Annotated in this window: 11 protein-coding genes; 6 read left to right on the top strand and 5 right to left on the bottom strand. The window is 60.9% G+C overall.

What is annotated here, in order from left to right:
* Nucleotides 1-46 precede the first annotated feature (46 nt).
* From EKL02_RS00420 to EKL02_RS00410, 3 genes are all read left to right on the top strand, one after another.
* Nucleotides 47-496 carry a hypothetical protein gene (locus EKL02_RS00420; RefSeq protein ID WP_128900181.1) on the top strand — a complete coding sequence of 150 codons (450 nt, stop codon included), beginning with the start codon at nucleotides 47-49 and terminating at the stop codon, nucleotides 494-496.
* A gap of 182 nt (nucleotides 497-678) precedes the next feature.
* Entirely contained in the window at nucleotides 679-3,006 is a 2,328-nt protein-coding gene (locus EKL02_RS00415) for an EAL domain-containing protein (protein ID WP_128900180.1), read from the top strand.
* Nucleotides 3,003-5,573 (top strand): chemotaxis protein CheW, encoded by a 2,571-nt coding sequence (locus tag EKL02_RS00410; RefSeq protein ID WP_128900179.1) that lies wholly within the window; start codon nucleotides 3,003-3,005, stop codon nucleotides 5,571-5,573. Before EKL02_RS00415 ends, EKL02_RS00410 begins: the two co-directional genes overlap by 4 nt.
* Before the next feature lie 25 nt (nucleotides 5,574-5,598).
* Here the strand turns inward: EKL02_RS00410 and EKL02_RS00405 are convergent, their stop codons facing one another.
* Complete coding sequence (locus tag EKL02_RS00405) at nucleotides 5,599-8,091, bottom strand: diguanylate cyclase (protein ID WP_164931900.1); 2,493 nt, start codon at nucleotides 8,089-8,091, stop codon at nucleotides 5,599-5,601.
* 113 nt (nucleotides 8,092-8,204) lie between these two features.
* Between EKL02_RS00405 and EKL02_RS00400 the strand changes: the two genes are divergently transcribed.
* The 3 genes from EKL02_RS00400 to EKL02_RS00390 all read left to right on the top strand — a co-directional run bounded on the left by EKL02_RS00400 (nucleotide 8,205) and on the right by EKL02_RS00390 (nucleotide 12,084).
* Complete coding sequence (locus tag EKL02_RS00400; RefSeq protein ID WP_128900177.1) at nucleotides 8,205-9,179, top strand: nitronate monooxygenase family protein; 975 nt, start codon at nucleotides 8,205-8,207, stop codon at nucleotides 9,177-9,179.
* 170 nt (nucleotides 9,180-9,349) lie between these two features.
* Nucleotides 9,350-9,667: a hypothetical protein gene (locus tag EKL02_RS18315; protein ID WP_206732427.1), complete on the top strand. Its 318-nt coding sequence runs from the start codon at nucleotides 9,350-9,352 to the stop codon at nucleotides 9,665-9,667.
* A 296-nt stretch (nucleotides 9,668-9,963) separates the two neighbouring features.
* Nucleotides 9,964-12,084, top strand: a complete 2,121-nt coding sequence (locus tag EKL02_RS00390) for an EAL domain-containing protein (protein WP_164931899.1) — start codon at nucleotides 9,964-9,966, stop codon at nucleotides 12,082-12,084.
* Between the two features lie 60 nt (nucleotides 12,085-12,144).
* Here the strand turns inward: EKL02_RS00390 and EKL02_RS00385 are convergent, their stop codons facing one another.
* The 4 genes from EKL02_RS00385 to EKL02_RS00370 form a co-directional block, all read right to left on the bottom strand.
* Nucleotides 12,145-12,747 (bottom strand): type 1 glutamine amidotransferase domain-containing protein, encoded by a 603-nt coding sequence (locus EKL02_RS00385; protein ID WP_128900175.1) that lies wholly within the window; start codon nucleotides 12,745-12,747, stop codon nucleotides 12,145-12,147.
* 78 nt (nucleotides 12,748-12,825) lie between these two features.
* Entirely contained in the window at nucleotides 12,826-13,947 is a 1,122-nt protein-coding gene (locus EKL02_RS00380) for a DUF748 domain-containing protein (RefSeq protein ID WP_128900174.1), read from the bottom strand.
* Nucleotides 13,944-14,396, bottom strand: a complete 453-nt coding sequence (locus tag EKL02_RS00375) for a 2,4'-dihydroxyacetophenone dioxygenase family protein (protein ID WP_128900173.1) — start codon at nucleotides 14,394-14,396, stop codon at nucleotides 13,944-13,946. Before EKL02_RS00375 ends, EKL02_RS00380 begins: the two co-directional genes overlap by 4 nt.
* Before the next feature lie 99 nt (nucleotides 14,397-14,495).
* Nucleotides 14,496-14,816 carry a cupin domain-containing protein gene (locus EKL02_RS00370; RefSeq protein ID WP_128900172.1) on the bottom strand — a complete coding sequence of 107 codons (321 nt, stop codon included), beginning with the start codon at nucleotides 14,814-14,816 and terminating at the stop codon, nucleotides 14,496-14,498.
* Nucleotides 14,817-14,989: the final 173 nt, after the last annotated feature.

Genomic DNA, 14,989 nt, shown 5'->3' with positions numbered 1-14,989 from the left:
TATCTTGCCGTCAACTTAAACTTGTATATTGATTAATATTAAACGCATGACTTTACGCAGGTATGAACCTGAAAAAGCAGTAACCGGGCCATCCTACAGTCTCAGGTTCAAGGCAGTGGCTACGGCGACGTCTCTCGGTTTGGCAGGGTATGGCATCGTGATCGCCATGCGCTTTCCATTGCTGCAACTTCCCTGGACGATTCAGTTACTGCTGCTGGGTGCCGCCCTCATGCTCGGGATTAGCTATTACTGGTTCATGCATGCCCGCACCACCATTGATGACGTAGGGATACGGCAGACAGGATTGCATACCCGGCAAGTGGCCTGGTCAGACGTCCTGAGCGTCAAAATTCTTCGCATCCCCTATGCAGGTTGGCTCTTTCCACCACGTGTCGTGGTACGCGCCGGCAATTCGTTCATGACTTTCCATAGCGGCACAGACGCGTTACTGGTGGAGTTTGCCAAGATTGCCCGCGCATATCAGTTCACACGCTGACTTAGTCTTGCTCATCAGCACCATTTTAGGGCGCACCACAAGCGTGCCGCAGCGTCCTGTTTTCTACGAATATGTTCCCAATACCCTGCATAGCAGGTAATTCCCCTTAAAACCGCAAGGTTTTGTCATGGCCTGAATGTTGCTTTATGGATATAAAACAACACTAATACGCAGGCAATAGCATGAATGACCAATCGATCTCTTCCGAGGTACAGGCAACGGATAATGAGGCCGGGCCGTTTGCCGCCATGCCGGAACTCCTGGCGCATGTTGCCTTCCCGGAAACGATGGAAAGCGCCGCGGGCTTTGGCCGCTGGTGGCTCGATACCCGCGACGCCCAGTTGATCCTCTCGCATGGCGCCGCGCAATTTCTCGACGTCGATCCGGGCTTGCACCGCTCGCTGGAGGCAGGTTTTACCAACGTCGTGCCGGAAGATATGCTGCAACTGGTCATGGCATTGATGCAAACCCGGCTGCGCGGGGTGACCATCGATTATGAGTTCCGCGTGCTGCAGGGCACCCGCGGCTTGCGCTGGCTGCGCATGAAGTCGGTGGTGCAGGACGGGGGCATGGCCGGCATGCATGCCGGCGTGCTGGTCGATGTGACTGCTGCGAGGCACGTCGAAATGCGCGAGCGCTTCAGTTATTCGATGACGCAATCGCTGGTGGGCGCCGATTCGCTGGAAGATGCCGTGCCGCGGGTGATCCAGCTGGTGTGCGAGCATCTCGGCTGGGAGTGGGGCGCCTACTGGCAGATGCAGCACGCGCCGATGGAACAGCCCGAGCTGGCTTGCCAGTATTACTGGAACCACTCGGAATATGCGCTGGCGGCATTCACCCGGGAGAGCCGCGACGTGCGCATGGCGCCTGGCGAGGGTTTCGTCGGCCATGTCTGGAGCACCGGCCAGGCGTGCTGGATCGAGGACATGAAAAGCGATAGCAGCTTTTTGCGGCGCGATTCGGCGCGCGAGTGCGGGCTGGAATCCGGCTATGCCTTTCCCGTGTCGTATGTGGCCGCGGATGGCCGGCGCCACAGCGTGGGCGTGCTGGAATTCTTCAGTACCCTGACGCGCCAGCACGATGCGCAACTGCCAAACCTGTCGGCGGTGATCGGCGGCTTGATCGCCCAGGCGGTGCAACGCATGGAGCAGCAGGAAATCATGCGCCGCCTGGCGCAGACCGACGACCTGACCGGCCTGGCCAACCGCAACCATTTCCATCAAAGGCTGGAAGTCATGAGCGCGCAAGCCGGCCAGGGCGGCGCGCCTTTCGGCTTGCTCTACATCGATCTGGATCGCTTCAAGCCGATCAACGATGCCTTCGGACACGATGCCGGCAACCTGGTGCTGCGCCAGTTTGCCGCGCGCCTGCAAAAGCTGGCGCCGGCAGATGCCACGATCGGCCGGCTCGGCGGCGACGAATTCGCCGTCCTGGCGCCCCAGGCATTTGCCGGCGCCGACGCCACCGCGGCGTTGCAGGCACTGGCCGAACGCATCTTGCTGGCCGCGCGCGCGCCGTTCCAGTTCGAAGGGCATGAACTCAAGGTCTCCACCAGCATCGGCATCAGCATGTTCGCCGAAAACGGCTGGAATCCCCAGGAACTGCTGCGCAGTGCGGATGAAGCCATGTACCGCAGCAAGAAAAGCGGACGCAATGCCTATTGCTTTTGCTCCGATAACGGCAACCTGCTCCTGGCGCAGCAACAGTCGAACCTGGCGCGCCAGCTGACCATCGAAGCCCAGCTGCACCGGGCACTGGCGGAAAACGAATTTCACCTCGAATACCAGCCGGTGTTCGACCACTACGGCAGCCGCATGGTGGCAGTCGAGGCCTTGCTGCGCTGGCGCAAGCCCGGCGGCGAGCTGCTGCCTCCCGACATGTTCATTCCGATCGCGGAAAAAAGCCGGCTGATCGTGCAGATCGGCCGCTGGGTCGTGCGGCAGGCTTGCCGCGACCTGGCTGTGCTGCACAGCGCGGGCATGACCGATTTGCGGGTCAACGTCAACATGGCGGCGCCGGAATTCACCAACAGCGGCTTGCCCTACGAGCTGACCGAAGTGGTTGCTTCCTGCGGCATCGCTGCCCAGCATGTCTGCCTGGAGCTGACCGAAGGCATGGTCATGAAGCAACCGGAAAAAGTGGTGCCGGTGATGCAGATGTTGCGTCAACTGGGCTTTAACATCAGCCTGGACGACTTCGGCATCGGCCATTCCTCGCTGTCGCGCCTCAAGAAACTGCCGATCACCTCAATCAAGATCGACCGTTCGTTCGTTGCCGGCCTGCCGCATGACCGCGGCGACGGCGCAATCATCCGTTCCATTATCGACCTCGGCCGCCACATGAAGCTCGACGTCGTGGCCGAAGGCGTCGAAACCGATGCCCAGTTGCTGTACCTGGCCCAGTTCGGCTGCAGCTTCATGCAGGGTTATCTGCTGAGCCGGCCGCTGCCGCTGCAGGAACTGATCGGCATGCACAACAAAAATCGTCCGCATCAAGGAGTCTCGTCATGAAAACCCCAGCATCGCTACAGATCGATAATTTTCTGCCGTACATGCGCGACGTGATCCGTTGCGAACAGTCCCTGCGCGAACTGAACCTGATGTGGCGCATGATCGAGTCGTCTGCCAAGATGAATTGCCCGACCGAGGCACGGACCATCCTGCCTACGATGGCTGCGACCCGGGCCGGCTTCAACCGGCTCGAGGAAGAACTGGTGACCAGCCTGGTGCGCGAAAAGGTCGCCACCGTGCTCGCCAAAATCGGCGCCAAGGCGCAATACGTCATCGATATCGTGGTGCGCAACCTGTACGAGCGCACCGCCGACGTCGGCTTTCTGGCCACCGACCGCGAACTGTGCGAATTCGTTGCCGGCGCCACCGACAATGTCGAGGCCATCCGCTACCGCCTGCGCGCGTACCGCAACAAGTACACGGTGTATGACGAGATCATGCTGCTCGACACCAAAGGCAACGTGCTGGTGCAGATCGACGAGGAAAGCCCGGTAGAAGGCAGCGTCGATCCCCTGCTTGCGCAGACGCTGGGCGCCACCGGCTACGTGCAGACGTTCCGTGCCACCGACTTGCGGCCGTCCAAGAAACAGGCGCTGATCTATTCGCAGCGCATGCTGGATCCGCAGACGGGTGCCGTGGTCGGTGTCTTGTGCCTGTGCTTCAATTTTGAGGAAGAAATGGCGGGCATTTTCCGCTCGCTGCGTGAAGAGGAAGACCGCTTCAACATGCTGCTGCTGGACGGTGACAACCGCGTCATTGCCAGCGCTGACCGCAGCTGGATCGATGTCGGCACGATCGTCCCGGTCAACCGCGCGGGCAGCTCACACCTGATGGTGTACGGCGGGCGCGAGTACCTCGTGCGCACCTTTTCAGCCGCCGGCTACCAGGGCTACATGGGGCCGCCGGGATGGCAGGGCCAGGTGATGATCCCGGTCGAGGTGGCGTTTTCCGGCGCTGCCAGCAACGCCCTTGACGACCTCGACCCGGACAGCGCGGAAGGACTCCTGACCCATGCGCGTTCCTTCTGCCCGCCGCTGTTCGAAATCATGACCGCCGCCGACACCATCCGGCGCGTGGTCTGGAATGGTCAGGTGATGACGGCAGGACAGCGCGGCGAATTGCAAAAGCTCAAGACCATCCTCGAGCAGATCGGTGAAACCGGCAACCGCAGCAATGAACTGTTTTCGCAATCGATCCGCGACCTGTACCAGACCGTGATCGGCTCCAGCCTGGACGATGTCGAGTTCGTCTCGCATCTGCTGGTCGATCTTCTCGACCGCAATTTGTACGAACGTTCGGATGATTGCCGCTGGTGGGCGCTGACGCCGGAATTGCGCATGCGCCTGGCCGAGGAAGCAATGGATCTGGAATCGGTCCAGCAGGTGACCGACATCCTCGATTACATCAACCGCCTCTACACCGTCTATACCCGCATCTTCGTCTACGACCGCCATGGCGTCATCGTCGCCAGCAGCCGCGACGGCGAGGGCGCCTCGATTGTCGGCACCACGCTCGATGCCGCCACCCTGGCCAGCGTCAAGGCGCTGCGCGGCGAACAGAATTACCATGTCACGCCGTTTGTGCCCACTGCCCTATATGACGGCGCGCCGACCTATGTCTACCATGCGGCAATCCGCGATGCCGACAATGACACTGCCATCGTTGGCGGTATCGGCATCGTGTTCGACGCCACGGTGGAGTTTGCGGCCATGCTCAAGAGCGGCCTGGCCGGCAAGGATGCCGCGCACGCCTTTTATGTCGACCGCCAGGGACGCATCATTTCCAGCACGGACCCGCGGCGTCCGGTCGGCAGCACGCTGGAGATGGATCCTGCCATGCTGAAGCTGCCCAACGGCAGTGGCACCTCGCGCATCGTGGAAGATGACGACCATTACGCCGTCATCGGCGTCACCGCGTCCAGCGGCTACCGCGAGTTCAAGGTGGCCGATGGCTACGCCGACGATGTGCTGGCGGTAGTGTTCACTTACTTCGGCCAGGTGCGCGAGGTGGCTGCGCGGAACCGCCAGGATACCCTGGTCGACGCGGGCGCCGGCGGACGTGAATTCGCCACCTTCTACCTCGATGGCAGCCTGTTTGCGATTGCGGCGGAACATGCCCAGCAGGCGCTGCCGGCCCAGCGCATCTCGCGCGTCTCGATGGGCGGGCGGCCGGAACGGGTCGGCATCATTTCGCTGGAACACCAGGGCGAGGAAAAACGTTTTGCCTGGGTCTATGACCTCGGCCACCTGATGCGGGGCAAGCCGACGCCGCTTGATGCCGCCAGCCAGGTCATGATTGTTTCCCATGGCGGCCAGATCATCGGCTTGCTGGTGGAAGACTTGCACGGCGTGCCGGAATTCGATGCGGGGCAAATCATTCCGACGCCGCTGGCCAACGGCGAAGGCGGCATGCTGATTACTCAGGTCATCAAGGCCAATGGCGGCGACTTGCTGATCCAGGCGATCAATATCGATTACCTGTTTGCGGTTTTGAACGACCCGGAAGCGCCCAACGAGCCGCTGCTGCCGGACGCCGCTGCCGTCTTCGACATGCGCCTGGCGGCCTGAGCCGGCGCCAGGCGCCGGCAGTAGCTCAGCAGAGGCGCATGCGGAACGTGGCGCGGCCGCCTTGCTTGGCCTGGTACAGGGCCTGGTCTGCCTGGTCGATCAGGGCATCCGGCAGCAATGGCTGGCCATCGCAATAGGCAATGCCGATGCTGGTGGAAATGCGCAGTGGCTGAGCCAGGATCTCGCAGGGGGCGCTGGCATTGGCGAGAATCTTGGTGGCGATGTTTTCGGTTTCTGCCGCGCTGCCAAGGTTTTCCAGGATGATCAGGAACTCGTCGCCTGCCAGGCGGCATACCATGTCCGTCTCGCGCACGCTGGCTTTGAGGCGCCTTCCGAATTCCTTCAGCACTGCATCGCCGGCGGCGTGGCCCAGGCTGTCGTTGATGGTCTTGAAATGGTCGATATCGAGGAACATGACTGCCATCGGCGCGCCCGAGCGGCGGCAGCGGGCGATTGCTTCCAGCAATTTCTCATTCATCAGGTAGCGGTTCGGCAAACCGGTCAGGGCATCGAAGCGCGCCATCGCTTGCAGCTGTTCTTGCGCGGCGTGCAGCGCAGTGATGTCGGTGCTGAGCGTGTAGATGCCCTGCACCGCGCCATCAGCGGCCCTGTCGGGAATATAGATGGTATGCAGCTGGCGCAGCACGCCGGCGCCCATGGTGGCAAGTTCGAATTCGACCCGTTCCCCCGCCAGCGCGCGGGCAAGCTTGTCGCGGCGCGCCGCAAATTTTTCTTCGCCCAGCACTTCGGCGACATCGCGGTTGAGCACCTGTTGCGGGGGCTTGCCGGTCCACGCCTCGAAGGTGCGGTTGACGAAGCGATAGGTCTGTTTGCTGTCGATATACGAAATCAGTACCGGCAGATTGTCGGCAATGGCGCGCAGGCGCTTCTCGCTGCCGGCCAGCTTTTCTTCGGCCACGCGCAACTCGCTGACATCTTGTTCGATGCGGTCCAGAAGCGGCCGCACCGCCAGGTTCGCGGCAGCGGTGCCGAGCGCCACCAGCGCCACCAGCAGCGCCGTCAGCAATTGCGTCTGTTCTTTCAAGGGCGCATACATGCTGTCGGAATCCATCTTGATCACCAGCCCCAGGCCGAAATCCTGCAACGGCGAATAGGCGGCGAATACCGGCACATTGCGCAAGTCGTGCAGGGCGCGCACGCCGCTCTGGCCTAACAGGGCGTGATGGACCGGCAAGTCATGGAGCTTGCCTTCACGCAGCGCCGGAACCCGGGTGACTGTCGGGTTGAAGCGGCTGGGCGCGCACAGTGCAGCGCCCTGGCTATGGCTGCACAGGAGCACGTCAGTCGAGTCGCCGCTGTTCCGGATCACCTGCATCAGCCTGTCGAAGGCGGGCATCGGTTGTTCGGTGATGATCGTGCCGACCTGCCGTCCGTTGGCCATCGCCGGCGCTTCTGCATACAGGTAATAGCGGTCTTGCCAGACCAGGTATGACGTGCCTCGTCCCGTGCTTCGCAAGGCATGCGCAACAGCGGCGCGGTCGCGCAGGAGCGTGCCGCTGGCCGCCACCGTGCGGCCGCTGGTGTCCAGCAGGCGAACGCCGGTGGGGCCGGCAGTCAAGAGGTTGGTGGCGGTGTTTTGCAGGAACTCGCGTGCCTGCGGATCCTGCGGGTTATCGGCAAGCTGGGCGAAATGCCGCTGCACGATGGGTCGGGTCACGATCGTCTGATGGAAGGCGAGCCTGTCTTCCAGCAGGTTGGCCATCGAGGTGGCGTTGGTGGTCGTGGCGAACAGCATGTTGTCGGTCAATGCCTTTTCCAGCACGTTGCGTACCACGGCAAACCCGGCCACGCCTGCGGCCAGGGCGACAACTGTCAGCACTGCGCCGGCGCGCCAGATGATGCGTCGCTGGTAGGCGCTGGCGGTGGCGCCCCGGACGTGGTGCAGGCGCTGGCGCAGCAGCCAGAGGCAGCAGCCGAGCATGCTCATGCCAGCCGCGGTCGGCATCAGCATCTTGTTGAATGTGGCAATGTGATACAGCATGTCCAGCCGCATGAAGTAGCCAGCCAGCGCAGCGAAGCCCACCAGCATGGTGATGCTGATCGCCGCAGTGATCACGCGCTCGCTGCTGCGGCCGCGCTGCGGGCGCGACAGCAGCAGCAGCGTCAGCCCGGTGCACAGGAAGGCCAGCGTGGTGTTGGGCGCCATGCGTCCCGGATAGGGAATCGAGGCAGTCGGCGCGGTCGGCATCCGCACGAAATCGATGCCCAGGCTGACGCCGGACAGGTGCTGGATCATGGTCAGCCCCGGCAGCAGCAAGAGCAGCAAGATGCATAATTTTAATAACGGCTGCAAGGGCGGCCATCTTGTCGGGAACAATGTGCAGAAAATTCCAGCGCTCAGAAACAGCAGGGGGCTGTTCAAGCCCATCGATTCCGACCCGGGAATCAGGCGGGCAACTGCGTCTAACTGGAAAATCCAGCGCAAGACCACGGTGGCGCCGAACAGCGCAATGATCAAGCCGAGGGCTTGATGCGTGTATACAGGAATTCTTTTCATCTCAAGCATGTAATATTTTTGCCACACAGTAACATATCTCAATATGGCAATTGGGTGAACGACCGTGCTTTTTTGTCCTATAATTTGCATCTGATGTGTGAAAGGAACAGGTCATGGCCTTGCCTGCAACATTGCAAAAACTGCGTTTGCCCGTCATTGGTTCGCCGATGTTCATTGCCAGTGGTCCGCAACTCGTGCTTGCGCAATGCAAGGCCGGCATCGTGGGCGCTTTCCCCGCCCTGAATGCGCGTCCTGCCGCCATGCTCGATACCTGGCTGAGCGACATGCAGGCTGAATTGGCCGCCTGGCAGGCAGCCCACCCGCAAGCGCTGGTCGGTCCGATCGCCGTCAACCAGATCGTCCACCAGTCCAACGACCGCCTGGCCGAGGATGTCGCGGTATGCGTGCGGCACCGGGTGCCGATCATTATTTCCAGCCTGCGGGCGCCGCCGCCCGAGATGCTCGCCGCCATTCATGGCTATGGCGGCATCGTCCTGCACGACGTGATTTCGATCCGCCATGCGCACAAGGCGCTGGAAGCCGGTGTCGATGGTCTGATCCTGGTGGCTGCCGGCGCCGGCGGCCATGCGGGGGCCTTGTCGCCATTTGCCCTGGTGGGCGAAGTGCGCAAGTTTTTTGACGGGCCACTGGCGCTCTCGGGCGCGATTGCCTCGGGCGACGCCATCCTTGCAGCACAGGCGATGGGCGCGGACCTGGCGTATATCGGATCGCGCTGGCTGGCGACCCGCGAAGCTAATGTCAGCGATGCTTACCGCCAGGCGATCATCGATGCCACCGCTGCCGATATTGTCTATACCAATCTGTTTACGGGCGTGCACGGCAATTACCTGAAAAAATCGATTCAGCAAGCCGGTCTTGACCCGGACAATTTGCCGCAGGCGGACAAGAGCGCCATGAACTTCGGCTCCGGCGGCAATAGCGCGGCCAAGGCCTGGCGCGATATCTGGGGAGCCGGACAAGGTGTCGGCCTGATCGATGATGCGCCTGCAGTAGCCGATGTGGTCGACCGCCTTGAACAGGAATACCTGCTTGCCAAAAAGCGCATTGGCGGGCAGGGGCCCGCGTAATGCCTGCCCTGCTCGTTACGTTCGCTTGTAATTCTTACTGATATGGCCGCCTGACCGGCAAGCTGTCGATTGGCCAGCGCGCAAGGCCTTGCCGTGTGCCGCCGCCGCGGCCGGGCTTGGTACGGGCATTGCATGGAAATGCATTCTATTGATTTCCAGAAGCGGATGCCATGCGACGTACCCTGAAGCAACGCCAAGTCAAAACAGCCCCTCCCACCACGCCCGCAGCGTCTCCACGCTTGCCGCATGAACGTGATGAATCTGCCGACAGCCAAGCCATGGGCGCGCCCCGTGAAGATATGCAGCAAGCGTTCGATGACCTTGAACGCGGGCTGGTGGATACGGATTTGCGAGGCGCAACACCGGGGACGGCAGAGGCAAACCGCGCCCGGAGCAGTCCTGCGGACGCGACCAATGAAGGGCGCACACGCGACCCGAATACCCAAAAACTTCCTGATGGGAATGTAAAAAAGGATGCAGAACGCTAAGGCCCTTTTCCGTCATTCCAAAAAGCGTTGTTGAGGAGCTTGTATTGAGGAAATTTTGTTAATTACGCTCAAATAGCTAACAACTAATTAAAAATCCACAGGGATTTCTGGTTGCGGCGCAATTTACTTTTGCCACCAGGCTGTATGCTGGATTTGCCGTCTTGCCAAAAAAATACCGCGTCAGGCGTTGTCGGCTTTCTTGAAAAGACGGAATGGCTATGCGCGACAAAAGTTTTTTGGACAGAAAAGAAAGGGCTGGCCTCAGCATGCACGGCAATCTCGCAGAGGATGCAGGTATGCGCGACGACGCCCCTTGCGCGCAAGGGGCGCCGCAGGGGGCAGCGCCTGGCATCCAGCAAGCAATCTCGCCTGCCGATATTGACAGCGTCACCCGCATCCGCGAATTTTTTAAAAATTCCGCCGACGCCATCATATTGCTGCGAGACGGAAAATTTCATGAATTTAATCCGGCAGCACTGTGCCTGTTTGGCTACGCCGAAAACCAGGCGGACCTGCAGGGCGCAGTGCCACACCAGATTTCTCCGCGACATCAGCCTGACGGACGCCTGTCGCAGGAAAAAATGGAAGCAATGCACGCGATCGTGCGAGAAAAAGGCAGCCATCGTTTCGAATGGCAATACAGCACGCGCGACCATGGCGTGTTCTGGGGCGAGGTAACCGTGACGGCGGTGCAAGCCGATGGCGTCGAAATGATGTATGCCATGGTACGCGACATCAGCGAGCGCAAGCAGACTGAACAAGCGCTGCGCCTGTCGGCGCAGGTTTTCGAAAACAGCCACGACGGCATCATTATCCTGGATGCGCAATGGCGCGTTTATTCCGTCAATGCCGCCTACACGACGGCGACGGGATTTCGCGCACAGGATGTCATCGGCCGCGAAGACCCTTCGCTATGCGTCGATGAACAAGACCTGTCCGAGTGCGATGCCATCCGCGCTGCGGTCTACCGCACCGGCCACTGGCAGGGTGAGCTGTGGGGGCGTCGCGGCAACGGCGAGGCATTTCCGGCCTGGGCTTCCATTTCAGCGGTGCGGGATGACGGGCGGCTGGTCAATTTCATCGTGATCTTCTACGATATATCCGAACGCAAGGCATCCGAAGAGCGCATCCGCCACTTGAGCGAGCATGACTTTCTGACCGGATTGCCCAACCGGGTGCTCCTGCTGGACCGGTTGCAACAGGCGATTGCCAACGCCCGCCGCAACCGCAGCAAGCTTGCCGTGCTGTTTCTCGATCTGGATCACTTCAAGAATATCAACGATTCACTGGGCCATCATATTGGCGACAAGCTGTTGCAGCTGGTCGCCGAACGCTTGAAAAAATGCGTGCGCAGCAACGATACCGTGAGCCGCCAGGGCGGCGATGAATTCGTCGTGATGTTGACGGAAATCGGCGGCATCGAGCAGGTAGGGCATATCGCGGCCAACATCCTGCAAGCCATGGGCATGCCCTGCCATATCGAGGAACACATGCTGTCGATCACCACCTGCGTCGGCATCAGCCTGTATCCCGAAGATGGACAGGACATGGATGTCCTGCTCAGGAATGCCGACACCGCGATGTACCATGCCAAGGAACACGGCCGCAACAATTACCAGTTCTTTAACCATGCCATGAATGTCCGCATCGTTGCGCGGATGACGCTGGAAAATCAGCTGCGTACGGCGCTGGAGCAGAACCAGTTTTTCCTGGAATACCAGCCGGAAATCGAGATCGCCAGTGGCCGCATCGTCGGCGTGGAAGCCTTGTTGCGCTGGCGGCATCCGGAGGGTCACATACTGGCGCCCGCGCACTTCCTGCAGACGGCGGAAGCGTGCGGCCTGATTGTCCCCATTGGCGACTGGGTATTGCTGGCGGCCTGTCGGCAGGCCAAGCTGTGGCAGGACGAGGGCACGCCGATGATGGTGGGCGTAAATCTTTCGGTGATCCAGTTCCGCCAAAAGGATTTTCTGCAAAAAGTGCGCGAGGTCTTGCGGCAGACTGCGCTGGCGCCGCAATTGCTGGAATTGGAAATCACTGAAAGCGTCCTGATCGATACGGCCGGCTCCGCGATGGACACCATGCACGCCTTGCGTGCGATGGGGGTGGTGCTGGCAGTGGATGACTTTGGCACCGGCTATTCAAGCCTTAGCTACTTGAAACATTTTCCAGTCGATAAGCTCAAGATCGACCAGTCTTTTGTGCGCGACCTCGATGATGACGCCAACGATGCCGCCATCATCCGCGCCATCCTCATCATGGCCAAGAGCCTGAACTTGAAAGTCGTCGCCGAGGGTGTGGAAACGATCGAGCAGCTCAATTTTCTACGCACGCAAGGATGCGATGAATTCCAGGGGCATTATTTCATGCACCCGGTGCTGGCCGCCGAACTGCCGCATTTCCCGCAGCCGCATTAAGCGCGCGCCTGTCAAAATGCCGCATGCGGCGTTGCGACCGCCTGCCGCGCGTGCAACTGCTCAGCTGCCGATTCCCGGACGCTGTTCGTCAGCGGTGCCGCGCACGCTCAGGTTGATGCGCTCACTGAGCTTGTCGATCAGCTTTTCATTGAAGGCGGGGATATCTCCCGGTCGCCGGCTGCTGACCCAGTTGCCATCCACGGCAACCTGCTGGTCGACCCAGTGACCGCCCGCATTCTTGATGTCATCCTGCAGCGTCGGCCAGCTGGTCAGCGTGCGCCCGCGCACCAGGCCGGCAGACACCAGCAGCCATGCGCCGTGGCAGATGACGGCAATGGTCTTGCCATCATCCTGCATGCGTTGCACGAATTGCTGCGCCTGCGGCGCGATGCGGATCTGGTCGGCATTGACGACGCCGCCGGGCAAGAGCACGGCATCGAAATCTTCAGGGTCGGCATCGTCGAAGGTGAGGTCGACATCAAAGGCATCCAGCTTGTCGAAGTGCTTGAATCCCTGCACCTGGCCCAGATGCGAAGACACGACGGTGACGCTGGCGCCGGCTTGCTGCAGGGCCTCGCGCGGACCGGTGAATTCGGATTGCTCAAAACCATCGGTGAGCAGGACCGCCACACGCAAGCCCTCCAGTCCCTGGGTAGTTTCCATGATGTCGCTCCACGCTAGAGAATAGCTAGTGGAGTCAAACGTGCCCGCAAAGTTCGGTTTACTGCATGGACACTTGCGCTATTGCCCGAACAGGTTCTTGATGGCCGAGCCGATGGCTTGCGGTGCGTTGCCGAGCTGGCGCGCCAGGCCTTCGATGCTAATGCCGAGCAAACCGGCGGTGGCGGCGCCAATACTCTTGGCGAAACTTTCATTGAGAGAAAATTGCGGATCGTCGAGCCGGCCCTGCAGCGTGAATTGCACGGTAATCCGGTTGTTGCGGTCCTTTAAGCCGGCAATCACGGCCTGCCGCGGCAAGCCCATGAAGGTGCCGAAACTGCCGCCTTTTTCACTCAATTCCAGGTCGGTCAGGGTCAGCTTGCCAGGCGCATGCAAGTGATTGGCCTTGACTGTCGATTGCAGGTGCAAATCCAGCACGCCCCGCTTGACGCCGGTTTCCGCCGCCTTGATGAGGTAGGGTTGCAGTGCCACCAGGTCGACGCCCGTCAGGCGGCTCGTTAATTGGGAATTCTTGGTTGCCAGTTCAAGCCAGCCGGCAATAGCCACTTTGCCGTCGCGCTGCACACCCTTGACCACGCCATCGACTTGCATGGAGGTGCGGCCGGCAAGGCTGGGGACTTGCAAATGCCCCACGCTGGCATTCAATTGTTCCAGGCGCATGCGGTGGGCCGGCTGCTTGACGCTGGCATCGAAGAATTCAATCCGCCCTTGCTGCAATTCGATCTTGCCGATAATGACTTCGACGGCCATGCCAGCGCTGTTGTCTGCCTTTCTTGTTTCCAGCAAGCTGGGCAGCAGGCGCAGGCGGCCGTTGCGGGTGCGTAGCACGGAAAGATAGGCGTCATTGACCGTGATGCTGTGGATTCTGATGCGCGAGCGGTCCGACAAGAGCCCGCGCAGGTCGGGCACGATGGTGATCCTGGCGGCCTGCAATGTATCCTGCGCCGGCCAGTCGCGTGGCGCGCGGATGCGCAGGTCATGGACTTCGATGGCGGACCAGCCCACTTCGATGGCGCCGATTTCGCTGGTGTCGCCCAGCGCGGCCTCGACCTGAGTCTTGAGCAGGGTGGTGGCGTAGCGCAATCCAAAGAAGCCCGCCACGGCGAGCACCACCAGGACGATCAGGACGATGAGTGCATACCGCCCAAGACGGCTTCGTGCGCCCGTGCTCACGCTGCTCATGATGATGTCGTGCCGTTTTGGCGGCGCCTGCGGGCGTTTGCTGCATGCAAACGCCAGGCCCGCATGTGCCAGGTGCAGTCGATGCGGCCGGTGACATTGCCTGCTGCATCTAGCCCTTCGACGGCGCCCTGGTAGAGCGCGAACATTTCCGCGCCTTGCGGACTGACCGGGCGGTGCACCGCGCCTGCTCGCTCCAGAAGGTAAAAGCCCTGGCCGAACCAGACGTCAGGCTGGTCGTCGTAATAAAAGCCGCCGGACAACACGCACCCCTCGACGGCGCCCACATGCCGGTGCCTGGGCGCCTCGATGCCAGCGGCCAGGCGGATCATCAGGGAAAACCGCCCGCTGTCCGGATCGGCGTGCAATAGTTTGAATGTGGCGCCGGGCAAGGCCCACGGGACCCAGGGCAGGTCGGCGGAATTGCAATAAACCAGGGTATCGCGTTGCATAAGGATCGCTTGGCTAAAACGATGGGAGCGATTGTCGCATGGGGAAATTGCTTTTGGTAAATTTTTACCGCGGCATGTTGCTGGAATGTCCGCGCTTGCCTAGTAAAAAACCGCCAGCCAAACGGTGTCTCGGTCCGGTGCCGTCGCGTCGACGCGATGGCGCACGTGCGCCGGGATGTTGACGTAATCGCCGGGAGCCAACTGCATGGCCTCGTCGCCCCCGGCAAACCGCAGGGTGGCGGCGCCCTGCATCAACAGTACCCATTCGTGCTGGTCCTGGTCATACCAGTAATCGGGGGGGGACGCATGTCCGCGCGAGACGATGCGCTCGATCCTGACGGTGCCGGCAGCCGCAAGGATGTCGGTCATTTCAACGGGCAATTGCGCTGGAATGTCATGCAACAGGTTGGCGAGTTTCATTAGAATCACTCATGGCAGGCGGGAACACAGTATAAATCCGTCGGTCTTTTTATCCCGATGCAGCGGGAACTCCCATCGCGCATCGTACCCTAATCGTCAATCCCGTTGACATTATGGCCATGCGCTGGCGTTGAATACGTCGCGCCACGGATTGTATTTGCAGCCTTGATAGA

The sequence above is a fragment of the Janthinobacterium sp. 17J80-10 genome (genome assembly GCF_004114795.1).
Lineage (GTDB): Bacteria > Pseudomonadota > Gammaproteobacteria > Burkholderiales > Burkholderiaceae_D > Paucimonas.
Note: the sequence above shows the minus strand (reverse complement) of the source record. Positions and strands in the feature narration are given on the sequence as shown.

Excerpts from the sequence above, each read along its gene's own strand:
- EKL02_RS00375 (WP_128900173.1), bottom strand. The coding sequence starts at position 14,396 with ATGCAACGCGATACCCTGGTTTATTGCAATTCCGCCGACCTGCCCTGG.
- EKL02_RS00370 (WP_128900172.1), bottom strand. The coding sequence starts at position 14,816 with ATGAAACTCGCCAACCTGTTGCATGACATTCCAGCGCAATTGCCCGTT.
- EKL02_RS00390 (WP_164931899.1), top strand. The coding sequence starts at position 9,964 with ATGCGCGACGACGCCCCTTGCGCGCAAGGGGCGCCGCAGGGGGCAGCG.
- EKL02_RS00380 (WP_128900174.1), bottom strand. The coding sequence starts at position 13,947 with ATGAGCAGCGTGAGCACGGGCGCACGAAGCCGTCTTGGGCGGTATGCA.
- EKL02_RS00385 (WP_128900175.1), bottom strand. The coding sequence starts at position 12,747 with ATGGAAACTACCCAGGGACTGGAGGGCTTGCGTGTGGCGGTCCTGCTC.
- EKL02_RS00420 (WP_128900181.1), top strand. The coding sequence starts at position 47 with ATGACTTTACGCAGGTATGAACCTGAAAAAGCAGTAACCGGGCCATCC.
- EKL02_RS00405 (WP_164931900.1), bottom strand. The coding sequence starts at position 8,091 with ATGAAAAGAATTCCTGTATACACGCATCAAGCCCTCGGCTTGATCATT.
- EKL02_RS18315 (WP_206732427.1), top strand. The coding sequence starts at position 9,350 with ATGCGACGTACCCTGAAGCAACGCCAAGTCAAAACAGCCCCTCCCACC.
- EKL02_RS00400 (WP_128900177.1), top strand. The coding sequence starts at position 8,205 with ATGGCCTTGCCTGCAACATTGCAAAAACTGCGTTTGCCCGTCATTGGT.
- EKL02_RS00415 (WP_128900180.1), top strand. The coding sequence starts at position 679 with ATGAATGACCAATCGATCTCTTCCGAGGTACAGGCAACGGATAATGAG.
- EKL02_RS00410 (WP_128900179.1), top strand. The coding sequence starts at position 3,003 with ATGAAAACCCCAGCATCGCTACAGATCGATAATTTTCTGCCGTACATG.